Genomic DNA, 23,083 nt, shown 5'->3' with positions numbered 1-23,083 from the left:
CATCTTCCTCCAGCCGCGCGATCGCCTCATCCGCCAGAGCGCGCAGCACATCGGCGTCGGGTCCCGAGAAGCGCGCGGCGATGCGCGCCTCGGCGCCCGGGCCGAAGACCAGGCGCTGCACGCGCACCTGCGCGTCGGGATGGGTGGCGGCGATGCGACGCGCCAGGTCGCCCTCCATGCGCGTGATGGCCTCCAGGCTCTCGGCGCGGATGATGAACTGGCCATAGCCCGGATTTGTCCGCTGCCCCTGGTAGGTGAGCATGAAGCGCGAGGCCCCCTGCCCCACGAAGCGCGCGACGGAGACCACGCCCTCCGTCTCCAGGATCATGCGGTCAATCGGCGCCATGGCCGCGTCGGTGGCGCGGATGTCGGTGCCCTGGGGCAGCTGGAAATCCACCAGGAAGATGGGCGTGTTGGAATCCGGGAAGAAGCCCTGGCGCACCATGCCGAAGGCCCAGAGCGAGGCGCCCGTCAGCGCCACCAGCACCGCCATGGTCAGCCAGCGCAGGCGCAGCGTCGTCACCAGCAGGCCGCGATAGGCACGATAGGTGCGGCCGGCATAGGGGTCCGTCGCGTCCTCCTTGCCTGCCTTCAGCAGGTAGTGGCCGAAGAGCGGCGTCACGGTCACGGCCAGCAGCCAGCTCAACAGCAGCGACATGGCGATGACGGCGAAGAGGGAGAACAGGAATTCTCCTGTCTGGTCCGGCGAAAGCCCGATGCCGGCGAAGGCCAGGATGCCGATGACGGTGGCGCCCAGCAGCGGCAGCTGCGTGCGGCCGGCGGCCTCGGCCGCCGCCTCGCGCGCCGGGCGGCCACGCTGCATGTTGATCAGCATGCCCTCGGCCACCACCACGGCGTTGTCCACCAGCATGCCCATGGCGATGATGAGGGCGCCCAGCGAGATGCGCTCCATCTCGAGGCCCATGATCCGCATGCCGAAGACCGTGCCCGCCACGGTCAGGAACAGGGTGCCGCCCACCACCAGCCCGACCCGCCAGCCCATGAAGAGGCAGAGCACCCCCACCACGATGGCGACCGAGACGGCCAGGTTCAGGATGCAGTCGTTGATCGCCTCGTCCACCACCTCGTGCTGCTGGTAGATCGGGTGCAGCTCGACATCGAGCGGGATGTAGGGCGCCATCGCCTCCAGCCGCGCGGCCACCGCCTGCCCCACATCCACGATGTTCGTGTCCGCGATGGCCGAGACGCCCAGGGTGAAGGCGGGCTGGCCGTTGAAGGCCACGATGCGGGGCGGGTGGCGCACCGGCTGGCGCGAGACGGTGGCAAGGTCCAGCAGCGCGATCTGCTCGGTGGTGCCGGCGCGCCCGATGCGGATGCGCTGCAAGGCCGCCACCGTGTCCAGGCTGGGGCGAAGGGCGAGGCGCAGGTCGCGCTCGCCCACCTGCGTCCGGCCCGCGGGGGCGACGGCATTCTCGTTCTGGATCGCCTGCACCACCGCTTCGAGCGGGATGCCGAGCCGCGCCAGGCGCTCCTGCGTCACCTCGACCAGGATCTCCTCGGCCACCAGCCCGGCCACCTCGACATCGGCGACGCCTGGCACCGTCAGCAATTCGCGCCGCATCAGCCGCGCGATCTCGCGCTGCTCGCCCTCGTTGAAGCCCGGCGCGGTGACCGCGTAGTAGAGGCCGAACACGTCCCCGAAATCATCATTCACCGAAGGCCGCCCCGCGCCCGAGGGCAGTTCCGCCTGGGCATCGGACACGCGGCTGCGCAGCTCGTTCCATGCCTGGGCGATGGCGGAGGAGGGCAGTGTAGAGCGCAGCTCCACATCAATCTCCGACACGCCCGGCCGCGACCGGGAGCGGACGATGTCGAGCTGCGGCATCTGCTGGATGGCGGATTCCAGTACCTCCGTCACCTCGCGTTCCACCTCCTCGGCGGTGGCGCCGGGATATTGCGTGACGACGACGGCGATGCGGATGGTGAAGGCGGGGTCCTCCAGCCGGCCGATGGTGGAAATGCCCCACCAGCCGCCCAGCAGGCAGGCCAGCACCAGCATCCAGGTGTGGATGGGGTTCTCGATGGCGCGGCGCGCGATGTCCATTCGCATGGGCTATGGCGCGTCCATGGGGCGGACGCGCATGCCCTCGCGCAGCCGCGCGGCGCCGGCGGCCACAATCACCTGACCGGTCTGCAGCCCCTCGGCCACCACCACGCGCTCACCCAGCACGGCGCCCAGCGCCACCTCCTGGCGGCGCACTTCGCCACCCTCCGGCTCCACCAGCCAGACATGCGGCGGCGTGCCGGGGACGATGGCAGCGATGGGCACCGTCAGTTCCGCGGCGGGGGCCGCGCGCCCGGTGTAGCGGGCGCGGACCGCGACGGTCATGCCCGGCAGCACCGCCACACCGTCCGGGTGCGGCATGCCGAAGCTGACCTGGTAGGTCTGCGCCACGGCATCGGGCTGGGTGCGGTGTTCGCGATAGGTCAGCGGAAAGCGCAAATCGGGGCGCGAGGGCAGGACGGCTTCCACCTGCAGCAGATCCTCCTGGCCCACCACGGCCACGAGGTCCTCCGGCACGGAGATGGCCACGCGCAGTTCCGTCACGTCCTGGACGCGCAGCACCGCCGTGCCGGCCGCCACCACGGTGAAGGGGTCCACCAGCCGCTGCGTCACCAGCGCGTCGAAGGGCGCGTGCAGGGTGGCGTGTTCGAGGTTGCGGCGTGCCTGGCGCAGGGCCACGTCGCGCAGGTTGAACTGGGCCTCGGCCTCGTCGATCACCGCACGCGCCACCGTGCCGGGGGAGAGGCCGCGGTTGCGCTGCCAGGTGCGCTCGGCGAGGCTGCGCTGCACCTCCGCCTCCTGCACCGCGAGGCGCAGGTCCTCGGGGTCGAGCGCGGCCAGCAGGCTGCCGCGCGGCAGGCGCTGGCCCTCGCGCACCGGCATCTCCGTGATCCGGCCGCCCACCTGGAAGGCCAGTTCCACCGTCCGCACCGCGCCCACGCGGCCCACGAATGAGCGCGTGCGGATACCGGCGGTGGGCTCCAGCCTTTCGAGCTTCACGGTCCGCACCGGCTCGGCCGCGGGCGCCGCCTCCTCGGCGTCGTCGCAGGCGGAAAGCGGCAGCAGCGCGCCGCCCAGCAGCAGCCCGCGGCGGGGTAGGACGAGGCGCCGGGTCATGCGCGGTCTCCCGGCACGGCGGCGCCAAGGGCCTTGTGCAACCCGACCACGGCCAGCGCCTCGGCCTCGCGCGCGCCGGTCAATTCGATGCGGACCTGCAGCAGGTCCTGCTCGGCCTGGAGCCGGTCGAGGAAGCCGACAAGCCCCTGGGCGTAGAGGCGCTCGGCGCCGCGCAGGGCGCGTAGCGCGGCCGCCTCCGCCGCCTCCAGCCTTTCGGTGCGGGCGCGCTGGGCGGTGAGGTTGGTCAGCATGCCCTCCACCTCCTCCACCGCGCCCAGCACGGCCTGGCGGTAGGCCAGCGTGGCCTCGGCCAGGGCGGCGCCCCGCGCCTCGATGTTGGCGCGCCGCACCCCCCAGTCGAAGAGCGGCATGGAGAGCGAAGGCCCGCCGGCCAGGAAGGTCAGCGGCCCGGCGGGGTTGAGGAAGGAGGCCCCGACCGCCGTCGCCGTCACCTGGAGCCCCCCGGTCAGCGTCAGGCGTGGCCACATCTCGGAACGGGCCACGCCCAGCTCGGCGGCGGCACGCAGCACGGCCAGCTCAGCGGCGCGCACATCGGGGCGCGCGCGCAGCAAATCCGCCGGCACGCCGGCCTCGACCAGGCCCCGCGCGGCGGGCTGGCGTGGCTCGGCGGTGCCGGGGTCCAGTGCCGGGTCGGGCTGCGGGTCGGCGGCCAGGGTGGCGAGGCGCCGCGCGGCCCGCGTGGCCGCCGCCCGCGCCTGGGGAATCTGCGCCTCCACCTGCCGCAGGGAGCTGGTGGAGCGGTCCACGTCGAGGTCGCTGGCCAGGCCCGCCCCACGGCGTTCGGTCGTCAGCCGGACCAGGCTGCGCTGGGCGCGGGCGGAAGCCTCCAGCAGCCAGGCGCGGCGCTGGGCGGCGCGGAGTTCAAGGTAGGTCTGCGCCACCTCGGCGGCGAGGGAGAGGCGGGCGGCCTCGGCCTGCTGTTCGGCGATGGCGGCGGCGGCGCGGGCCGCCTGGGTGGTGGCCGTGGCCCGGCCGAAGAGGCTGACCTCCCAGCTCGCATCCAGCCCGCCGCCCCAGGTGACGGTGCCGCGCGGCTGGGACAGGCCCGCGCCCAGATCGCCGCCGAGGCTGGGCAACTCGCCCGCGATGCGTCGCTCGCCCCGAACCTGCGCGCCAAGGCCGAGGCCGGGAAGGAACTGCGCCTCGGCGGGCACGAGCTGGGCGCGCGCCTGCGCCACGCGCTGCGCCGCCTGGGCGAGGTCCAGATTGTCCGAGAGCGCGCGCGCCACGGCGCGGTCCAGCAAGGGGTCGTCAAAGCGCGCCCACCAGGCGGCGGGGTCCACGCGGGGGCCGGGGCGGGTGGCCTCGACCTCGCCCACCCATGCCACCGGCAGGGGGCGGGCGGGGGCCAGGGAGGGAAGCTGGGGCATGGCGCAGGCGCTGACGGAAAGCCCGAGGCAGGCCACCGCGAGCCGCACGGAACGCGGGCGGGCAGGGCCGCGCGGCGGGGTCAGGGAGGGGTGCAACATGCGGGCCTTCGCTGTGCGCGCCCCCAGGGGATACCGGGGCGCCAGAAATTAGAATGATCATTCTAATTAACGATGGGGCGCCAAAACAGCAAGGCCCGCCACCGGAACGGTGACGGGCCTGCAAGGTTGTCGGAATTGCTAAGCTTCAGTTGGCCGGTGACGTGCCCGGCATCTCGCCCAGGTCGAACCACATGCCCGCGAAGGCGATCAGCCCCTCGCGCGCCGGGCCAGGCAGCAGGTGTTCATCCGGCCCGTGCTGCTGGCAGCCGCCATAGCTGTGCGGCACCCAGACCAGCGGCACGCCCAGATGGTCCACGAAGACATCCCCCGGCAGCCCGCCCGAGGAGTTCGGGATGATCTGCACGCGCTTGCCCAGCGACCGCTCCATGCTCTCCGCGGCCCAGCGCACCCAGGGGTGGTTGGGCGGCGTGCGGGAGGCGCGCATGCCCACCCCGGCATTCTCGATCTTCACCTCGGGGAAGCCCGCCGCGTCGAGATGGCGGCGGATGGCGGCCTCGAAGCTGTGCGGGTCGGTGTCCACGGTGTAGCGGATGTGCAGGGCGGCGCGCGCATCGGGCGCCACGGCATTGACCGGGTTCTCCGGCCGGCCGCTGACCATGGCCAGCACGATCAGGCTGTTCCAGCCATAGATCTTCTCGGCCGCCGTCAGGCCGGGCTCGCCCCAGTTGGCGTCAATGGTGGCGGCATCGCCGCCGGCCTCCACCTCGCAACCGTCGAGCACACCCTTCACCTCGGCCGGCACGCCGTTCCGGGGCAGCAGGTCGCGCACCAGGATCTTGCCGTGCCGGTCCACCATGCTGCCGATGGCGTGGGCCAGCACCACCGCGGGGTCGGTGGTCAGCCCGCCCCAATGGCCCGAATGCACGCCGCCCGCGCGCAGCTTCAAGGCGAGGTCGAAGCGGAAGATGCCGCGCGTGCCGGTCGCGATGGTCGGCACAGCCGGCGCCACGCGGGGCCCGTCGCTCGCGATCAGCGCATCGGCCGTCAGTTCCGCCGCATGCGCCGCCACGAATTCGCGCAGGCCGGCCGAGCCGCGCTCCTCCGCCATTTCCAGCACCAGCTTCACGTTGAAGCCGAGGCGGCCGGCGCGCGCCGCCAGCACCGCCTCCAGCGCCAGCAGGTTGATGAGGTGCTGGCCCTTGTTGTCGGCCGTGCCGCGGCCATACCAGCGGCCCTCGCGCTCGGTCAGGCGCCAGGGGGCGAGACCCTCGCTCCATTGCTCGTCGAGGCCGCGCACCGTGTCGCCATGCCCGTAGAGCAGGATGGTGGGCCGCGCCGCATCCTCGATGCGGGTCGCGATCATGATGGGGCCGAAGCCCTCCTGCGGGTTGGGATGGATGGCGCAGGTGAAGCCCATCCCCTCCAGCCAGGGCTGGATGCCCTGCTCCAGGTAGCGCGTCAGATGCGCCTCGAAGCCCGGCTCCTGCGCCGTGGAGGGAATTTCCACCAGGGCGCCGAGGCGCGCCTTCAGCGTCCCGTCATCGAACAGGGCGGCGGCGCGGGCCAGGGCCTCGCGGCGGCGATCGGGGGCGGTGTCCATGACGTATTCCTCGTGTTCAGCGGGGGGCTTCGGCGCGCCACCGCAGGAAGGGGGTGATGTCCGGCCGGCGATCCGGCACGCGGCTTTGCCCCAGGATGTCGAGCCCCGCGGCCGGCGCCCCCGTGGGGACAGGCAGTTCCAGCCGCAGCGCCAGCCCATCTTCGGCCAGGCCGAAATGGCCGCCAACCCCCAGATGGAGCCCGGCATCTCCGCGCAGCTCGCCATCCGTGATCCAGGCCGTGCCCTGGTCCACCCGCATGCGCAGCAGCCCGCGCTCGACCGGCGTGGTGCCGCCGCCCAGCGCCCGGCGCAGCGCGGCCTCGGCGGCGGCGACATCCTCCCAGCCCAGCGCCGCGACCGCGACGGGGGCGTCGAAGCCGCCCACCACGCCGTCGCGCAGCGTGATCTCGGCCGAGCCGGACAGGCTTCGCAGGGCGGCCGCGGAATCCATGCCCTCGGCGGCCAGGCGGAAGCTGCCGGCGAGCCGACCGGCGGTCACGTCCAGTGGCCGCCCGAAGACGGGGCCGCCCAGCGACAAGCCTTCGAACCCGCCATCGAGCCGCAGGCGGCGGGTGTCGCCGGCGGGTTCGATGCGGGCTTCCAGCTGCGCCTCGCCGGCCAGCAGGGTGGCGCGGCCATCGCCCAGGCGCAGGCCGGTCGCGTCCCCGCGCAGCGCGGCGGAGGCCTCGGTCAGCACGGGAAGCCCCGGCACCGCCACCTGCTCGGCCGTCAGGTCCAGCGCGAGGTCGAGCGCGCCGGCCGCGCCGAACCGCCAGCGCTCCGGCGCCGGCAGCGGCAGCCGTTCGAAGGCCAGGCGCCCCGTGACGGCGGCGCGGCCTTCGCGGCCGGGGGCGATGCCAAGCTGCCCACGCGCCCGCGCCCCGCCCGCCACGAATTCCAGGTTCTCGACATTCCATTGACCGGGCCGGTGGCCCAGGGCGGCAACGACAGAAAGCGACCCCTCGCCCAGCCAATCGAGCGCCGCGCCATCGGTGAACCGCCCCAGCAGCCGCGCGGCCCCGGGGTGGCGCAAGGTGAAGCTGCCCTGGCCAGTGCGGGCGCCGAAGTCGAGCGTGGTCTGCCATTCCAGCCGGGCCTCGGCCAGCTCGGCCTCGGCACGCAGGGCCAGCGCCTCCAGCGGCCCAGCCCCCGAGGCACGCAGCCGCAAGGGCTGCGCCGACAGCCCAGGGTGGTCGAGCCCCAGCAGCGCCAGCACCGGGCCGGCCGCGCCCTCGGCCTCCAGCGACATCTCATGGAGCCGCGCATCGTCCAGCGCACCCGTCAGGGTGAAGTCGAGGCCCAGATGCCGCGCCGTCATCCGCCGGAGCAGAAGGCGCCCGCCTTCCGCCGCGCCGTCCAGCGCCAGGCGCTCGAACACCGCATCGCCCAGGGCCAGCCGCCCGAAGCCCAGGCGCAGCTGCACATCGGTGCCGCGGCCGGCGGCGCGCAGGGCCTCCATCACCGCCGGCAGGGCCGGCCCGGATTCCAGCGCGTCGAAATCGAGGCCGAGCGCAAGGCGTGGCCGCGCGCCGGCGCGCCACACGAAGCCGCCCGTGACCGTGGCCGCCCCCCAGCGCGCCCGCAACTCCGAGACGGAATATTGCGGCCCCTCCACCGCGAGGCGGAAGCGGCCCTCCGCGCTGCCCGCCCCAGGATGGAGGGCGGAAGGCCAGCCGATGGCGCCGGCCAACGCCCCCGCCTGCTCCGAGCGGAAGGACAGGGCAAGGTCCAGCATCGGCCCCTGCCCGGCCCCGGCCAGCCGCACCTCGGTCCCGCCCGGCAATTCGGCCGCGACATCCGAGAGCGCCAGCCGCTCCCCCTCCAGCCGCGCGGAGGCGCGCAGCCTTCGCAGCGGCAGCGGGCCGAGGCGCGACTGCTCGGCCGCGATGTCCAGCACGACGGGGATGGCCGGCGGCGTGGTGCCGCGCAGCGCGGCGAGCCAGGGCTCCACATCGAGGCTGGGCGCCGCCAGCGCCGCGCGGAACTCCGAACCGGGCCCGAGGGTGAGGGTGGCGGAACCGCGCACCCGCTGCTCCCCGAATTGCAGCGACATGTTGCGGGCCACGATGCGCTCGACCCCCGCCTCCAGCTCGGCCGTGGCGCGGAAGGCGCCGGGGGGCGCGGGCAGGAGGGCGGCGAGGCGCGGCCCCTCGGCCTCCAGCCGGCCTTCGAAGCCGCCCTCGGCCAGCAGGGCGCCGCGGGCGCGCAGGCTGGCCCCCTGAACCTCGCCCAGGAAATCGAGCGCCGCCACCCCGTCATCGGAGGCGGGGCGCAGCAGGGCCTGGAAGCGCATGGGGCGGCCACGCCAGGCGAGGCTGCCCTCGGCCGTCATCGCCTCATGGGGCGCGCCGGCGCGGAGCCGGGCGGTGACGCCCTCGACCACGGCGCCGCCCAGGATGACCTGGCTGTCCTCGATCTCAGCGTCGAAGCCGGCGGGAAAGGCAGGCTGGAAGACCCCCGGCAACGAGGTCAATGGCCAGGGCAGGTGGATGACGGCCCCCAGCAGCGCCATCTCCCGCACCTCGATGCGGCCGAGCAGCAAGGCCGGCAACGCGAGGCGCAGGCGGATGCCCCGCGCCGTCATGCGGATGTCGTCCTCCTCCCAGCCGATCAGCAGCCCCTGCGCCTCCATCCGCGGCTGGGGCAGCAGTTCGACCGAGATGGGCCCGGTGATGGCGACGGCGCGGCCCAGCCGTTCGGAAGCGATGGCGGCCAGTGTGCCGCGGTGGCGGTCCCAGTCCAGCGTGCGCGGGATGGCATAGATGGCGACCGCGCCCAGCGCGGCCGCGAGGGCGAGGATCAGCGCGAGGAGGCGCGCGCCCCTCACCTGCCCCAGCCGCCGCCGCCTGGCGTTTCCAGCACCAGCACGTCATCCACGCCGAGATCGGCCTTGCCGGCATTGCCGGGGATGGGCGTGGTGGTGCCGTCCGCGCGCTCCACCCATTGCCGGCCGGGCGCGCCATCGGCGCCGCCATGCAGCCCATGGGGCGCGATATTGCGGCGCGAGGCGACCACCACCGCCTGCATGGGCCGCAGGAAGCGGATGCGCCGGCGCGAGCCGTCGCCGCCGTGCCACTGCCCCGCGCCGCCCGAGCCGCGCCGGATGGAGAATTCCTCCAGCCGCACCGGGTAGCGCATCTCCAGGATCTCGGGGTCGGTCATGCGGGTGTTGGTCATGTGGGTCTGCACCGCGCTGGCGCCGTCAAAGCCAGGGCCCGCGCCCACCCCGCCGCAGACCGTCTCGTAATACTGGTATTGCGCGTCGCCGAAGAGGAGGTTGTTCATTGTGGCCTGCGCGCTGGCGCAGGCGTCGAGTGCGGCCAGCAGCGCGTTGCAGGTCATCTGGCTGACCTCGGTGTTGCCGGCCACCACGGCGCGGCCGGGCTCGGGGCTGAGGAAGCTGGCCGGCGGCACGATGATCTCGAGCGGCTTCAGGCAGCCATCATTGAGCGGGATGTCCTCGCCCACCAGGGTGCGGAAGCAGTAGAGCACTACGGCGCGGCAGACGGCGGGCGGCGCGTTGAAATTGTCCGGCCGCTGCGGGCCCGTGCCGGTGAAGTCAATGATGGCGCGACGATTGGCCTGGTCCACGCGGACCTCCACCACCAGCGGCGTGCCGTCATCGGTGCGCGTCTCGAAGCGGCCATCCTTCAGCTTCGCCAGCACGCGGCGGACGCTCTCCTCCGCATTGTCCATCACGTGGCGCATATAGGCGCGCACCGTCTCCAGGCCGAAATTGGCCACGGCGGCGCGGAGTTCCTGCACGCCGGTCTCGTTCGCCGCCACCTGCGCCTTGATGTCGGCGATGTTCACCTCCGGCGCGCGGGCGGGGTAGCGGGCGCCTTCCAGCAGGGCGCGGAACTCGGCCTCGCGGAAGCGGCCCTGCTCCACCAGCAGGAAGTCGTCAATGACGACGCCCTCCTCCTCCAGCGTGGCGGAGCCGGGGGGCGTGGAGCCCGGCGTCAGGCCGCCGATATCGGCGTGGTGACCACGGCTGCCCACGAAGAACAGGATCTCCGTGCCGGCTTCGTCGAAGACCGGCGTGATGACCGTCACGTCCGGCAGGTGCGTGCCGCCATTGTAGGGGTTGTTCAGCGCGACCACGTCGCCCGGGCGCAGCGTCTTGCCGCGCGAGGCGATCACGGTGCGGACACTCTCGCCCATGGCGCCCAGGTGCACGGGCACGTGGGGCGCATTGGCCACCAGCGCGCCGGTCGCGTCGAAGATGGCGCAGGAGAAATCCAGCCTCTCCTTGATGTTCACGCTCTGGCTGGTGTTCTGCAGCACCGTGCCGGTCTGCTCGGCGATGGCCATGAAGAGGTTGTTGAACAGCTCCAGCATCACCGGATCGGGGCGCGAGGCATCGGCCTCCCGCGCCGCCACCCGCGCCTCCACGCGGTGCAGCACCAGGTGGTTGAGCGGCGTGACGCGCGCCTCCCAGCCGGGTTCGACCACCGTGGTCGCGATGGCCTCGCGGATCAGAGCGGGGCCGCGGATGGCATCGCCCGCGCGCAGGGCATCGCGATCATGCACCGGCGCGTCGTGGTGCGCGCCCGCCATGAAGACCCGCACGCGGTCGAGAAGCGGGATAGCCTCCCCGGCCGGACGGGGGGCGAGCGGCGTCTCGGCCACCGCGTCGCCAGGCAGCGTCACCTCGACCACGGCGGCTTCGATGACCACGGGGCGTTCGGGGGTGGCGAAGCCGAAGCGGGCGCGGTGGGCGGCGGTGAAGCGCTCCAGCAATTCGGCGGCGTCGCCCATGGGGACGGGCAGGAAGCTGTCGGTACCGGCATAGCGCAGATGGACGCGGTGCTGGGCCGTGAGGGCCGTGGCGTCAGCCCCCTGGCGCGCCAGTTCCTCGCGGCCCGCCTCCTCCAGCGCCGCGAGGCGCTCGCGCAGCGGCGCGATGGCGGCCTCCTCCAACGGGGCCTCGATGGCGGCCTCGCGGATCACGGACTGGTCCGCCAGCCCCATGCCATAGGCGCTCAACACCCCCGCGAAGGGGTGCAGGAACACGGTCTCCATGCCGAGTTCATCGGCCACCAGGCAGGCATGCTGCCCGCCCGCGCCGCCGAAGCAGGCGAGCGTGAAGCGCGTCACGTCATGGCCGCGCTGGAGTGAGACCTGCCGGATGGCATGCGCCATGTTGGCGACGGCGATGCGGAGGAAACCCTCCGCCACCTCCTCCGGCGATTGGCCGATGCGGGCGGCAAGCTCGGCGAACTTCGCACGCACCGTCCCGGCATCCAGGGGCTGGTCGCCATCGGGGCCGAAGATGGCCGGGAAATGCGCGGGCTGGATCTTGCCCGTCATGACGTTGGCGTCGGTCACGGTCAGCGGGCCGCCGCGGCGATAGGCGGCGGGGCCTGGCACGGCGCCCGCGCTGTCCGGCCCCACGCGGAAGCGCGCGCCGTCATAATGCAGGATGGAGCCGCCGCCGGCCGCCACCGTGTTGATGGCCATCATGGGCGCGCGCATCCGCACGCCGGCCACCACGGTTTCGAAGGCGCGCTCATACTGGCCGGCATAGAGCGCCACATCGGTGCTGGTGCCGCCCATGTCGAAGCCGATGATGCGCTCGAACCCCGCCATGGCCGCCGTGCGCGCCGCGCCCACGATGCCGCCCGCGGGCCCGGAGAGGATGGCGTCCTTGCCCTGGAAGGCGCCGGCTTCCGCGAGCCCGCCGGAGGATTGCATGAAGAAGAGCCTGGGGCCGGCCCCAAGCTCTTCCGCCACCTGCGCCACATACCGCCGCAGGATCGGCGAGAGATAGGCGTCCACCACCGCCGTATCCCCGCGCGGCACGATGCGCGGCAGCGGGCTCGCCTGATGCGAGAGGCTGATCTGGGTGAAGCCCTCTTCCGACGCGATCTCACCGAGGCGGGTTTCATGCGCCGGGTGCGCCCAGGCGTGCATCAGCACGATGGCGACGGCGCGTATGCCCTCCGCATGGGCGGCGCGCAGCGCCGCGCGGGCGACGCCCTCGTCCAGCTTCGTGATCTCGGTGCCGTCCACCGCCACACGGCCCGGGATTTCGGCCACGCGCGCGTGCAGCAGCTCGGGCAGCTTCACATGCAGGTCGAAGAGCCGCGGCCGCGCCTGGTTGCCGATGCGCGCCATGTCGGCGAAGCCCTGGTTCACCAGCAGCAGCACGGCCTCGCCCTTGCGCTCCAGCAGGGCGTTGGTGGCCACCGTGGTGCCCATCTTCACCGCCTCGACGGCGCCCTCGGGCAGGGGGGCGCCGGGGGCCACGCCCAGGATCTGTCGGATGCCCGCCACGGCGGCATCCCGGTAGCGTTCAGGGTTTTCGGACAGCAGCTTGGCGGTGGAGAGCGTCCCGTCCGGGTGCCGGGCCACGATGTCGGTGAAGGTGCCGCCCCGATCCACCCAGAATTGCCAGCGCCCAGCCGCCATTCACCCGCCCCCTGCCTGCCTTTCCGGTTTGAAGGCAGCGGGCGCGGCGCGCAAGGGGGAAGCGCGCCGCGATCACATCCGGTTCAGCTGCTCATGCGGATGCCGGTCAGCTCGGCCATGTCGCGCCAGCGCTGCACCTCGCTCAGATGGAAGGCGGTGAACTCCAGCGGCGTCAGCGGCGCGCTGTTCAGCCCTGCCCGAACCGCGCGCTCGGCCACCGAGGGTTCACCCAGGGCGGCGATGAAGGCGGCGCCCAGCTGGGCCACCCGGGCCTCGGCCGTGCCGCGCGGCGCGAAGAGGCCGAACCAGGCATCCACCGCCATGAAGGGCACGCCGGCTTCCTCGGTCGTGGGCACGTTCGGGAATTCCGGCAGGCGCATCGGCGCGCCGATGGAGAGCGCCCGCACCCGGCCATCCCGCACGAAGGTCACGATCTGCGGCCAGGTCGAGACGAAGAAATCCACCACGCCCGCGATGGTGTCCGTCACCGCCGGCGCGCCGCCGCGATAGGGCACATGCGTCGCCTCCATCTGCATCCGCCGCACGAAGGTCTCGGCGATGACATGGCTCGCGCTGCCCGCCTGGGAGGAGGCGTAGTTCACCCGCCCGCCATTGCGGCCCATCGCCACCAGCCCCGCCATGTCCTGCGCGCGGGAATTGGCGGGCACCACGGTGGCATGGTGGACGGTGGCGAGCCGCGCCACGGGCACGAAGCTTTCCACGACGTGATAGGGCAGGCTGGGCGCCATCCACTGGTTGGAGGCATGGGTCTGGTTGTGGCCCAGCACCAGGGTGTTGCCATCCGGGGCCGCGCGGGCCGCCGCCTCGGTGCCGATGATGCCGCCCGCGCCACCGCGGTTGTCCACCACCACGGGCTGGTTCAGCAATTGCCCCGCGCGCTCCCCCACGACGCGGGCGAGGATGTCGGTGGAGCCGCCGGCCGGGGCGGGCACGATGAGGCGCAGCGGCGCCCCTTGGGCGCGCGCCAGGCGCGGGGCCGCCAAGGCGGCCATGGTGGCGCCAAGGCTGGCGCGGCGGGTCAGCATGGAAAAACCTCCCTCGGGGGTCCGGCCGGGTTCAGCCCGGCAGGGTGTTGATGAAGTCGAGCAGCAGTCGCGTCGTGGCTTCGGGCTGTTCCTGCTGCACCCAATGGCCGGCACCGTCCACCAGGTGCACGCCGCGCATGTCGGTGCAGGCGGTGCCGTTCATCCGCGCCAGCGCGCCGGGCGATTGGTGGATGCCCCAATCCGAGGCGCCGGCGATGAACAGGCTGGGCACGTCAATGGTGCGGCCGGTGAAGGCCTCCATGTCCGCGTCGAACCGCCTGGAGGTGCGGATGCGGTACCAGTTCAGCCCGCCCTGGAAGCCGGTGCGGGCGTATTCCCCGGCGTAGAAGGCCACGTCCTCCTCGGTCAGCCAGGGGCTGTGGTGCGGGGGCGTGTGGGGGGCCACCGTCTGCGCCATGTCCTCGTGCAGGTTCATGACGTAGTAGGTCGGCAGCTTCGCCAGTTCCGCCGCACTCCAGGCCGTGAGGGGAACGGGTATGTTCTCCGCCCAGTCGGCGCTCTTGTGGTGGTAGTAGCCGCGGATGAAGGCGGGCAGGCCTTGCGGCGCGCCCGTCATGTCGCCGTTGGCCTCGGGCGTCGAGTAATACCAGTGGTAATGCTTGCGCCCGATGGCCGCGAGCTCGGCCACGATGTCCTGCGCGGGCGGCGGGGTGCCGTCGCGCAGGGCCGGCGGGCCGCTGAAGGGCGCGCTCATCAGTGCCACGGCCGGGAAGATGTCGGGCCGCACCAGCGTGGCATGTGCCGCGACGGGCGAGCCGAAGTCATGCCCCACCAGGGCATGCACGCGCTTGTGGCCCAGCGCGTGGACCAGCCCCACCACGTCGCGCGTCAAGTTCATCTGGCGGAACTGCGCGAGGTCCCCGTCATAGCGCGTGTCGGCGCCCGTGGTGCGGCCATAGCCACGCAGGTCGGGGGCCACCACATGGAAGCCCGAAGCCGCCAGCGGCCGCATCACATGGCGCCAGGAATAGGCCAGTTCCGGGAAGCCGTGCAGCAGCAACAGCAGCGGGCGGCCCGGCGTCTCATGGCCCGCTTCCAGCACATGCATGGCCAGGCCGTTCACATGCTGCACCATGCGGCTCTGGATGCCATGCGGCAGCGGGATGGGCGAAAGGGTCATGGTCGGCGCTCCAGCAGGACGAGGCCATCCACCTTCGGCGTTCCCCCCCAGTCGAAAATCTCATGCGCGATGCAGGGCATGTCCAGACGGTCCGCCACATGGCGCACCACGTCCACGCTGCCGAAATTCCGCCAGCGGTCGTTCTGCTGATAGTAGCCGCCCGGGTTCTGCATGTTGTTGGACACGTGCAGCAAGGCGAGGCCGCCCGGCACCAGCACGCGGTGCATCTCGCGCAGGTAGTCGATCACGTCCAGCAGCTCGAAATGCACCATGGCGTCATAGCAGTAGAGCGAGGTGTGGGCGCCCGTGTCGCAATCCGCCAGATCGTGCCCGTTGTTGACCACGTAGCGCACCCGCGCATCGCCGGCGAAGCGCTGGCGGCAATGCGCGATGTTGCTCTCGTTCACGTCCACCAGCGTAATCTCGCCCACGCGGTCCAGGCATTGCGCCGCGTGGCGGCCATGGCCGCAGGCCAGCTCGATGGTGCGCGAGAGATCCAGCCGATTGAAGTATTTCAGCACGGGCTTATCGGGAGACCAGAAGAAGCCCAGCCAATTCTCCGCCTGGGCGTAATAGCGCGCGCCGTCCCAATCGCGGTTGATGCGCGCGCGAATGCTGTCCTGCCGCTTCACGCCGCCTCCAGCGATTCGCTGAGTTCCAGCCATTCCTCCTCCAGCGCCGCCACCTCCTTGGCGATGGCGGCGCGGCGGGCGGTGGCGCGGGCGATCAGGTCAGGCTTGTTGCGGTCATAGAGGCGCGGGTCGGCCAGCGCGTCGTCAATGACGCGCGCCTCGGCGTTCAGCTTCTCCATGGCGGCCTCGACCTCGCGCAGGCGCTGGCGCAGGGGGGCCAGGTTCTGGCGCTGCTCGGCGCGGCCGCGGCGTTCGTCGCGGCGGACGGGGGGCGCCTCGCTGGGCTTGGCGCCGCCACGGGCGCGCTGCGCCAGATGCGCCCGGTAGTCGTCCAGGTCGCCCTCGAAGGGCGTGACCGCGCCATCGGCCACCAGCCAGAGACGGTCCGCCACCAACTCCACCAGGTGCGGGTCGTGGCTGATGAGCAGCACCGCACCCTGGTAGTCGGCCAGCGCGCGCACCAGGGCTTCCCGCGCATCGATGTCGAGGTGGTTGGTCGGTTCGTCGAGGATGAGCATGTGCGGCGCCTCGCGCGTCGTCAGCGCCAGCAGCAGCCGGGCCTTCTCGCCGCCGGAAAGGGCCGTCACGCGGGTCTCCGCGCGGTCGGCATCCAGCCCGAAGCGCGCGAGCTGGGACCGGCATTGCGCTGGGGTGGCGCGCGGCAAGGCCTCCTGCATATGGGAGAGCGGCGTGCCGTCCGGGTTCAGCTCATCGGCCTGGTGCTGGGCGAAATAGCCCACGCGGATGCGCCGGTCCCGGTGCATCTCCCCGCCCATGAGGCCGAGACGCCCGGCCAGCAGCTTGGCCAGGGTGGACTTGCCGTTGCCGTTCGCGCCCAGCAGCGCGATGCGGTCCTCCTGGTCGATGCGGATGTCGAGGCCGCGCAGCACCGCGCGCTCGCCATAGCCCACCACGCCGCGCGCCACGCTGAGGATGGGGGGCGAAAGCTGCTCCGGTTCGGGGAAGGCGAAATGGGTTTCGCTGTCCTCCACGATGGCCTTGATGGGCGGCAGGCGTTCCAGCGCCTTGAGGCGGGATTGCGCCTGGCGCGCCTTGGTGGCCTGGGCGCGGAAGCGGTTCACGAAGGCCTGCATATGCGCCCGCTGCGCCGCGATGCGGGCATTCTGCGCCGCCTGCTGGGCCGCGCGCTCGGTGCGGATGCGCACGAAGCTCTCGAAATTGCCGGGGTAGAGGGTGATCCGGCGCTGATCCAGGTGCGCGATGGAATCCACGCAGCGATCCAGCATGCCGCGGTCATGGCTGATGACGATGGCGGCACCCGAGAAGCGCTGCAGCCAGCCTTCCAGCCAGAGCGCCGCCTCCAGGTCCAGGTGGTTGGTCGGCTCGTCCAGCAGCAGCAGGTCGGGCTCGAGGAAGAGGGCGCGGGCCAGGCTCACGCGCATCCGCCAGCCGCCCGAGAACTCCGAGGAGGGCCGCGCCTGCGCCGCCGCGTCGAAGCCCAGCCCCGCCAGGATGGTAGCCGCACGCGACGGCGCGCTGTCGGCCTGGATGGCGATGAGGCGTTCCTGGATCTCGGCCGCGCGAATGGGCTCGGGGCCGGCCTCGGCCTCGGCCAGCAGGGCGGCGCGCTCGGTGTCGGCGGAGAGGACAATGTCCAGCAGGCTCTCCGTCCCCGCCGGCGCCTCCTGCGCCACATGGCCCATGCGCGCGCGCGCGGCGAGGCGGATCTCCCCGCCATCCAGCCCCACCTCGCCCAGGATGGCACGGATCAGGGTGGACTTGCCGGCGCCGTTGCGGCCCACCAGGCCGATCTTGCGGCCGGTGTCCACTTGCAGCGAGGCGCCCTCCAGCAGCGGGCGGCCGGCCATGCGCAGGGTCAGGTCGCGGAGGGTCAGGACGGTCATGCGCGTGGTTATAGCGCGGGGCGACACCCGCCGTCAGCGCGTCCGCGCGGGGAATCAAGGGCCGAGGGCTTGCGCCCGGGGCGGTGGACGCCTATCCGCCCGGCCAGCGCCACATCCCAACGGCAGGAATATCCCCATGGCCATCGAACGCACCTTCAGCATCCTCAAGCCCGACGCCACGCGGCGCAACCTCACCGGCAAGATCAACGCCGTGTTCGAGGAGAACGGCCTGCGCATCGTGGCGCAGAAGCGCATCCACATGACCGAGACGCAGGCCAAGAAGTTCTACGAAGTCCACGCCGCCCGCCCCTTCTATGGCGAGCTGGTGTCCTTCATGACCTCGGGCCCCGTGGTGGTGCAGGTGCTGGAAGGCGAGAACGCCGTGGCCAAGAACCGCGAGCTGATGGGCGCCACCAACCCGGCCAACGCCGCCGAGGGCACCATCCGCAAGATGTTCGCCGAGAGCATCGAGGCCAACAGCGTGCACGGCAGCGACAGCGCCGAGAACGCGGCCATCGAGATCGCCTATTTCTTCGCCGGCAGCGAAATCGTCGGCTGAACGATGTCGGGGGGGGGGCGGGCGACCGCCCCCCTTTACGCCGCGGGGCTCAGCCCCAGATCAGGTAGATCAGCACCAGGAGCACCGCGGTCGCGCCCACGGCCCAGGGAATGGACGCCATGAAGGCGTCGTAGAGGCCCTGGCGCTCGGACATGATGTCCTCGGCCTTCACTTCGACGAACTCGATATCGTGGTGCTGCTCGGCCATCTCAGGGCTCTCCTCAATCCTTGGCGCGATGTGTAGGAAGCGGCGCGTATCCGGGCAAGGGGTTCACCAGCGCGCCCGTCGCGGTCCGCAGCGTTCCCACCACGCGCCCGCCCTCCAGCCGCACCCGCCCTGAAGCCAGCCAGGCCAGCGCCGCCGGGTAGAGGCGGTGCTCCTCGGTCAGGACCCGCGCGGCCAGGGCCGCCTCCGTGTCGTCGGGCAGGACGGGCACCGCGGCCTGGGCGATGATGGGGCCCTCATCCACCCCGGGCGTGACCAGATGCACGGTGCAACCATGCAGCCGGACACCCGCGGCCAGCGCGCGGGCATGGGTGTCCAGCCCCGGGAAGGCGGGCAGGAGCGAGGGGTGGATATTCACCATCCGCCCTTCCCAGGCGCGGACGAAGCCCTCGGTCAGCACCCGCATGAAGCCCGCCAGCGCGACCAGGGTGATGCCATGCGCGGCCAGCTCGGCCTGCAGCGCGGCCTCGAACGCCTCGCGGGTCCGGCCGCGGCTCTCGACCACCGCCGTGGGCACGCCCCGCCCGGCGGCATGGGCGAGACCCGCCGCATCGGCGCGGTTGGACAGGACCAGGGCGATCTCGGCTGGGTAGTCGGGCTGGGCGGCCGCCTCCAACAGCGCCGCCATGTTCGACCCGCGGCCCGAAATCAGGACCGCGACCTTGGGCCGCGTCATGAAAACAGGCGGCCCCGCATCACCACCTCGGCCTCCTCGCCGCCGCCGGCCTCGATCGTGCCGATGCGCTGGGCGGTCTCGCCGGCCGCGTTGAGCCGGGCCACCGCCTCCTCCGCATGTTCAGCCGCGACCACGGCCACCATGCCGATCCCGCAGTTGAACACGCGCAGCATCTCGGCCTCGGCCACGCCGCCGGCGCGGGCCAGCCAGGGGAAGACGGGGGGCGGCGTCCAGGCGCCGGCCTCCACCACGGCATGCACGCCCTCGGGCAGCACACGCGGCAGATTGCCCGGCAGGCCCCCGCCCGTGATGTGGGCGGCGGCCTTCAGCATGCCCGCCCGGTGCAGCGCCAGCAGCGGCTTCACATAGATGCGGGTGGGGGCCAGCAGCGCCTCGGCCAGCGTCTTGCCGGGGGCGAAGGGCGCCTCGGCCTCCAGCCGCGCGCCGCTCGCCTCCAGGATGCGCCGGACCAGCGAGAAGCCGTTGGAATGCACGCCCGAGCTGGACAGGCCGACCAGCACATCGCCCGGCCCCACCCCGCGCGGCAGCAGGGCGCCGCGCTCGGCCGCGCCCACGGCGAAGCCGGCCAGGTCATAGTCGCCGCCATGATACATGCCGGGCATCTCGGCCGTTTCGCCGCCCACCAGAGCGCAGCCGGCCTGGCGGCAGCCCTCGGCGATGCCTGAGACGACCTCGGCCGCGTGCGCCACATCCAGCTTGCCGGTGGCGAAATAGTCCAGGAAGAACAGCGGCTCGGCGCCCTGCACCACCAGGTCGTTCACGCACATGGCGACGAGGTCCACCCCCACCTCGCCATGCCGCCCGGCCTCGATGGCGAGCCGCAGCTTGGTGCCCACGCCATCGGTGGCGCTGACCAGCACGGGGTCGATGAAGCCCGCGGCCTTCAGGTCGAACAGCGCGCCGAAGCCGCCCAGGCCCCCCATGGTTCCCGCACGGTCGGTGGAACGCGCGAGGGGTTTGATGCGTTCCACCAACGCGTCGCCGGCTTCGATATCCACGCCGGCCTGCGCATAGGTCAGCCCATTGGGGGTCGGGTCTTTGTCGTGCGAACTGTTCAGGGTCGCCTCCGATGGGCTAAGTCAAACGGTGCGATGCACCCCGGTCAGGAGGACAGCCGCCTTGGATGCAGGATACAGGACGACCGCGCGGGCCGCGACCACGCCCGCCCGGCTGATGGCGGCGCTGCGGCGCGGCCTGCTCGGCCTCATGCTCACGGCCGTCTTTTGCCTCCCCCTGGCGGCGCAGGACAACCCCCTGGTGCAACGTGGCGTGCCGGCCGAGGCCAGCGCGGCCAATGCGGTCGCGGCGCGGGAGCTGGCGCATGCCTCCGCCACCCGCATCGCCTTCCAGCGCATGGCCGAGGCGCTGGGCGAATCGCGCTCGGCGCCCCCGGCCTCGCAGCTGGACTCCATGGTGGCCGCCATCATCATCGAGGAGGAGCGCACCACGGCCACCCGCTATATCGGCCGCGTGACGGTGCAGTTCTCGCCGGGGGCCGTCAGCGCCGCGCTTGGCCGGTCCGTGGGCGGCGGCATGGCCGGTGGCCCCGCGCCCGGGACAGGCGGCCTCGCGCTCAATGTCCCGATGGCCGCGACCTCCACCATCGAGGCCGAGGCCGTGCTGGGTTCGCTCCCCGCCTGGCTCGAACTGCGGCGGCGCATGATGCAGTCCGGCAGCGTGGTCAGCGTCGAGGTGCTGGCCATGAACATGGACAGCGCGCGGGTGCGCCTCGGGCTGCGGAGCCTGCCGGCCGAGGCCGCTTCCAGCCTCTCGGCCATGGGCCTTTTCGTGGACAGCGCCGGGCCGGTCTGGCAGGTGGGCCTTGGCGGCAGGTGAGCCCGGACCCGGCACACCGCCACCCGGCGCGCCCGCGCCGGGCCCCTCGCCCGCGCATGACCTGCTGACCCTTCCTAATATCATCACCTTCGCGCGGCTGCTGGCCGTGCCGGCCACCATCTGGCTGATCCTGCAGAAGCGGCTGGACCTGGCCTTCCTCGTCTTCGTCGCGGCCGGGCTGTCCGACGCGCTGGATGGCTGGCTGGCGCGGGTGATGAACGCGCGCTCGCAGATCGGCGCGCTGCTCGACCCGGTGGCGGACAAGGCGCTGCTGGTCTCGGTCTATGTGACGCTGGCGGCCATCCAGGTGCTGCCCGACTGGCTGGCCATCCTGGTCGTGTTCCGCGACGTGCTGATTGTGGGCGGGCTGCTGCTGCTCTGGATGGTGGGGCAGCGCCCTGTCATCCAGCCCATCCTCGTCTCGAAGGTGAACACCGCGCTGCAGATCGGGCTCGCCGCGCTGGCGCTGTTCACGGCGGGCTTGGGCCCCGCCATGCCGCTGGCGCTGGAGACGCTGGTCTGGCTGGTGGCGGCAACCACCCTGGCCTCCGGCATCGCCTATGTGGCGGGGGCCGCGCGGCGCCTGAAGGGCCTCGACTGATGCCGCCCGACATGGTGGCGCGCCTGCCCTCCCTGCCCGCCCCGCCTCCTGGGCGCGGACGCGTGCCCCCCACGGGCCCGAGCCGCCGTCAGCGCCTGGCGCTGCTGGTGGGAGTGGGTATCGCGCTGCTGCTCGGGCTCTGGATGTTCTCGGCCATCCTGACGCCCTTCGTGCTGGCCGCCTGCATCGCCTATTTCCTCGACCCGCTGGCCAGCCGCATGGCGCGCCTGGGCATGCCGCGCTGGCTTTCGGCCATCCTGCTGGTCACGATGCTGCTGCTGCTGGGGCTGCTGGCGGTGCTGCTGCTCTACCCGCTGATCCTGGCGCAGATCGGTGTGCTGCTGACGCGGCTGCCCGGCTACATCGCCACCATCAACGCGGCCCTGCGCGACTTCCTGCTGGCGCTGGAGGAAGCCGCCGGGCCCGAGATGGTGGATGCGCGGCTGCGCGAACTCATCATCAGCCAGGCGGGGACCATGGTGGGCTGGCTCGGCACCTCGGCCACACGGCTGCTGGGCCAGGGCATGGCGCTGTTCCACGTCTTCACCCTGGCGGTGGTGACCCCCGTGGTCAGCTTCTACCTGCTGCGCGACTGGCCGGGCATCATGGGCCGGCTGGAGCGCTGGCTGCCCCGGCGCTCCGCCCCCACCGTGCTGCAACTGGCGCGCGACGTGGACCGGGTGCTCTCCGCCTGGCTGCGCGGACAGCTGCTGTGCTGCCTGGCGCTGGGGGCCTTCTACGCCATCACCCTCTCGGCCGTGGGGCTGGAGCTGGGGCTGATGGTGGGCCTGGTGTCCGGGCTGCTCTCCTTCATTCCCTATGTGGGGTCGCTGACGGGATTCGCGCTGTCGGTGCTGCTCGCCATCGGGCAATGGGGCGACTGGAATGGCGTGATCCTGGTGGTGGGCATCTTCGTGCTGGGCCAGGTGCTGGAAGGCTATGTCATCTACCCACGCCTGCTGGGCGACCGCGTGGAGCTGCACGCCGTCTGGGTCATCTTCGCCCTCTTCGCCGGCGGCGTGGCCTTCGGCTTCCTCGGTGTGCTGCTGGCCGTGCCCATCGCGGCGGCGGTGGGCGTGCTGGCGCGCTACTGGCTGCGCCGCTACCTGGACAGCCCCGTCTATCTCGACCCGCCGCGGCCGGGGGATGGGCCGTGATCCAGCTCGCCCTGCCCCTGGAACTCGCCCCCTCCTTCGCCGCGGCCGACTTCATCGCCGACGCCAGCAACGAGGAGGCGCTGCGCTGGCTGTCCGAGCCTGACCGCTGGCCGCATGGGCGCCTGCTGCTGGCCGGCCCCCCCGGCACGGGCAAGACGCACCTGCTGCACATGATGGCGGCGGCCCACGGCTGGGAGCTGCGCGAAGGGCCCGCCCTGCGCGGCCTGCCCGAGGCCCCCACCCGCGGCATCGCGCTGGATATGGCCGATGCCCCGGGCGAGGAGGCGGCGTTGTTCCACCTGATCAACGCCTGCGCCGAGGCCGGCCTGCCGCTGCTGATGGCCGGGCGTGCCGCCCCCTCCCGCTGGACGGTGGCGCTGCCGGATCTGCGCTCCCGCCTCGCCGCCACGGCGGTGGCCATGACCAACGAGCCCTCCGACGCGCTTCTGGACGCGCTCTTCGCCAAGCACCTGGCGGACCGGCAGCTGTCGCTGGACCCGGGCCTGGGCGCGCGGCTGCGGCTGCACCTGCCGCGCAGCGCGGCCGCGATGGCCGAAGCCGTGGCCCGGCTGGATCGTGCCACGCTCGGCACCCATGCGCGGCCCACCCTTCGGTCCGCCCTGGCCGCCCTGGCGCCCCTGCTCGATCATGATGGTTTCGAGACAGCGGCGCCGGACCTCCTGCGCGAACACGCCAGGTTGCTGTAGCGTGCCCGC

Annotated in this window: 18 protein-coding genes; 5 read left to right on the top strand and 13 right to left on the bottom strand. The window is 72.6% G+C overall.

Annotated elements, in window-relative coordinates:
* The 10 genes from JTN19_RS19105 to JTN19_RS19060 form a co-directional block, all read right to left on the bottom strand.
* Positions 1-2,065: efflux RND transporter permease subunit (locus tag JTN19_RS19105; RefSeq protein ID WP_206935896.1), on the bottom strand; the 2,065-nt coding region annotated here is incomplete at its 3' end.
* A gap of 9 nt (positions 2,066-2,074) precedes the next feature.
* Positions 2,075-3,142, bottom strand: a complete 1,068-nt coding sequence (locus JTN19_RS19100; protein ID WP_206935894.1) for an efflux RND transporter periplasmic adaptor subunit — start codon at positions 3,140-3,142, stop codon at positions 2,075-2,077.
* Complete coding sequence (locus JTN19_RS19095; RefSeq protein WP_206935892.1) at positions 3,139-4,632, bottom strand: efflux transporter outer membrane subunit; 1,494 nt, start codon at positions 4,630-4,632, stop codon at positions 3,139-3,141. Before JTN19_RS19095 ends, JTN19_RS19100 begins: the two co-directional genes overlap by 4 nt.
* 145 nt (positions 4,633-4,777) lie before the next feature.
* Complete coding sequence (locus tag JTN19_RS19090; RefSeq protein WP_206935890.1) at positions 4,778-6,193, bottom strand: M20/M25/M40 family metallo-hydrolase; 1,416 nt, start codon at positions 6,191-6,193, stop codon at positions 4,778-4,780.
* Between the two features lie 16 nt (positions 6,194-6,209).
* A complete protein-coding gene (locus JTN19_RS19085; protein ID WP_206935888.1) occupies positions 6,210-9,020 on the bottom strand; it encodes an AsmA family protein in 2,811 nt (936 codons plus the stop codon).
* On the bottom strand, positions 9,017-12,607 hold the full coding sequence (locus tag JTN19_RS19080) for a hydantoinase B/oxoprolinase family protein (protein WP_206935885.1): 3,591 nt from the start codon (positions 12,605-12,607) through the stop codon (positions 9,017-9,019). The genes JTN19_RS19085 and JTN19_RS19080 overlap by 4 nt, the downstream gene beginning before the upstream one ends.
* An 83-nt stretch (positions 12,608-12,690) precedes the next feature.
* The gene (locus JTN19_RS19075) at positions 12,691-13,653 is read right to left on the bottom strand and encodes a Bug family tripartite tricarboxylate transporter substrate binding protein (RefSeq protein ID WP_206935883.1); all 963 of its coding nucleotides are present in this window, start codon (positions 13,651-13,653) and stop codon (positions 12,691-12,693) included.
* A 31-nt stretch (positions 13,654-13,684) separates the two neighbouring features.
* Positions 13,685-14,794: an alpha/beta hydrolase gene (locus JTN19_RS19070; RefSeq protein ID WP_206935881.1), complete on the bottom strand. Its 1,110-nt coding sequence runs from the start codon at positions 14,792-14,794 to the stop codon at positions 13,685-13,687.
* Positions 14,791-15,426, bottom strand: coding sequence for a methyltransferase domain-containing protein (locus JTN19_RS19065; RefSeq protein ID WP_206935879.1), 636 nt, complete (start codon positions 15,424-15,426; stop codon positions 14,791-14,793). Before JTN19_RS19065 ends, JTN19_RS19070 begins: the two co-directional genes overlap by 4 nt.
* Entirely contained in the window at positions 15,423-17,291 is a 1,869-nt protein-coding gene (locus JTN19_RS19060) for an ABC-F family ATP-binding cassette domain-containing protein (RefSeq protein ID WP_206935877.1), read from the bottom strand. Before JTN19_RS19060 ends, JTN19_RS19065 begins: the two co-directional genes overlap by 4 nt.
* Before the next feature lie 136 nt (positions 17,292-17,427).
* On the opposite strand from JTN19_RS19060, the gene ndk reads away from it, so the two are divergent.
* Positions 17,428-17,850 (top strand): nucleoside-diphosphate kinase, encoded by a 423-nt coding sequence (ndk, locus tag JTN19_RS19055; RefSeq protein WP_206935875.1) that lies wholly within the window; start codon positions 17,428-17,430, stop codon positions 17,848-17,850.
* Between the two features lie 49 nt (positions 17,851-17,899).
* Here ndk and JTN19_RS19050 read toward each other — a convergent pair whose 3' ends face one another.
* Genes JTN19_RS19050 through purM form a run of 3 tightly spaced genes read right to left on the bottom strand, consistent with a single transcriptional unit; the run spans position 17,900 to position 19,831 of the window.
* Positions 17,900-18,058, bottom strand: a complete 159-nt coding sequence (locus tag JTN19_RS19050; RefSeq protein ID WP_206935873.1) for a preprotein translocase subunit SecE — start codon at positions 18,056-18,058, stop codon at positions 17,900-17,902.
* Positions 18,059-18,071: 13 nt separating this feature from the next.
* Positions 18,072-18,752, bottom strand: coding sequence for a phosphoribosylglycinamide formyltransferase (gene purN / locus JTN19_RS19045; protein ID WP_206935871.1), 681 nt, complete (start codon positions 18,750-18,752; stop codon positions 18,072-18,074).
* Positions 18,749-19,831: a phosphoribosylformylglycinamidine cyclo-ligase gene (gene purM / locus JTN19_RS19040; RefSeq protein ID WP_278008900.1), complete on the bottom strand. Its 1,083-nt coding sequence runs from the start codon at positions 19,829-19,831 to the stop codon at positions 18,749-18,751. Before purM ends, purN begins: the two co-directional genes overlap by 4 nt.
* A 61-nt stretch (positions 19,832-19,892) precedes the next feature.
* On the opposite strand from purM, the gene JTN19_RS19035 reads away from it, so the two are divergent.
* The 4 genes from JTN19_RS19035 to JTN19_RS19020 are packed head-to-tail and all read left to right on the top strand — an operon-like array spanning position 19,893 to position 23,074.
* Positions 19,893-20,609: a hypothetical protein gene (locus JTN19_RS19035; RefSeq protein WP_206935869.1), complete on the top strand. Its 717-nt coding sequence runs from the start codon at positions 19,893-19,895 to the stop codon at positions 20,607-20,609.
* Positions 20,596-21,210, top strand: coding sequence for a CDP-alcohol phosphatidyltransferase family protein (locus JTN19_RS19030; protein ID WP_242531286.1), 615 nt, complete (start codon positions 20,596-20,598; stop codon positions 21,208-21,210). Before JTN19_RS19035 ends, JTN19_RS19030 begins: the two co-directional genes overlap by 14 nt.
* Positions 21,210-22,367 (top strand): AI-2E family transporter, encoded by a 1,158-nt coding sequence (locus JTN19_RS19025; protein WP_242531285.1) that lies wholly within the window; start codon positions 21,210-21,212, stop codon positions 22,365-22,367. Before JTN19_RS19030 ends, JTN19_RS19025 begins: the two co-directional genes overlap by 1 nt.
* Positions 22,364-23,074 (top strand): P-loop NTPase family protein, encoded by a 711-nt coding sequence (locus tag JTN19_RS19020; protein ID WP_206935867.1) that lies wholly within the window; start codon positions 22,364-22,366, stop codon positions 23,072-23,074. Before JTN19_RS19025 ends, JTN19_RS19020 begins: the two co-directional genes overlap by 4 nt.
* The last annotated feature ends 9 nt before the right edge of the window (positions 23,075-23,083 follow it).

It is taken from the genome of Roseococcus thiosulfatophilus, assembly GCF_017311575.1.
Classification (GTDB): Bacteria; Pseudomonadota; Alphaproteobacteria; order Acetobacterales; family Acetobacteraceae; genus Roseococcus; species Roseococcus thiosulfatophilus.
Note: the sequence above shows the minus strand (reverse complement) of the source record. Positions and strands in the feature narration are given on the sequence as shown.

Bases quoted from the DNA above. Each gene is read 5' to 3' on its own strand.
- JTN19_RS19100 (WP_206935894.1), bottom strand. From the start codon at position 3,142: ATGACCCGGCGCCTCGTCCTACCCCGCCGCGGGCTGCTGCTGGGCGGC.
- JTN19_RS19095 (WP_206935892.1), bottom strand. From the start codon at position 4,632: ATGTTGCACCCCTCCCTGACCCCGCCGCGCGGCCCTGCCCGCCCGCGT.
- JTN19_RS19090 (WP_206935890.1), bottom strand. From the start codon at position 6,193: ATGGACACCGCCCCCGATCGCCGCCGCGAGGCCCTGGCCCGCGCCGCC.
- JTN19_RS19080 (WP_206935885.1), bottom strand. From the start codon at position 12,607: ATGGCGGCTGGGCGCTGGCAATTCTGGGTGGATCGGGGCGGCACCTTC.
- JTN19_RS19075 (WP_206935883.1), bottom strand. From the start codon at position 13,653: ATGCTGACCCGCCGCGCCAGCCTTGGCGCCACCATGGCCGCCTTGGCG.
- JTN19_RS19070 (WP_206935881.1), bottom strand. From the start codon at position 14,794: ATGACCCTTTCGCCCATCCCGCTGCCGCATGGCATCCAGAGCCGCATG.
- JTN19_RS19060 (WP_206935877.1), bottom strand. From the start codon at position 17,291: ATGACCGTCCTGACCCTCCGCGACCTGACCCTGCGCATGGCCGGCCGC.
- ndk (WP_206935875.1), top strand. From the start codon at position 17,428: ATGGCCATCGAACGCACCTTCAGCATCCTCAAGCCCGACGCCACGCGG.
- JTN19_RS19050 (WP_206935873.1), bottom strand. From the start codon at position 18,058: ATGGCCGAGCAGCACCACGATATCGAGTTCGTCGAAGTGAAGGCCGAG.
- purN (WP_206935871.1), bottom strand. From the start codon at position 18,752: ATGACGCGGCCCAAGGTCGCGGTCCTGATTTCGGGCCGCGGGTCGAAC.
- JTN19_RS19025 (WP_242531285.1), top strand. From the start codon at position 21,210: ATGCCGCCCGACATGGTGGCGCGCCTGCCCTCCCTGCCCGCCCCGCCT.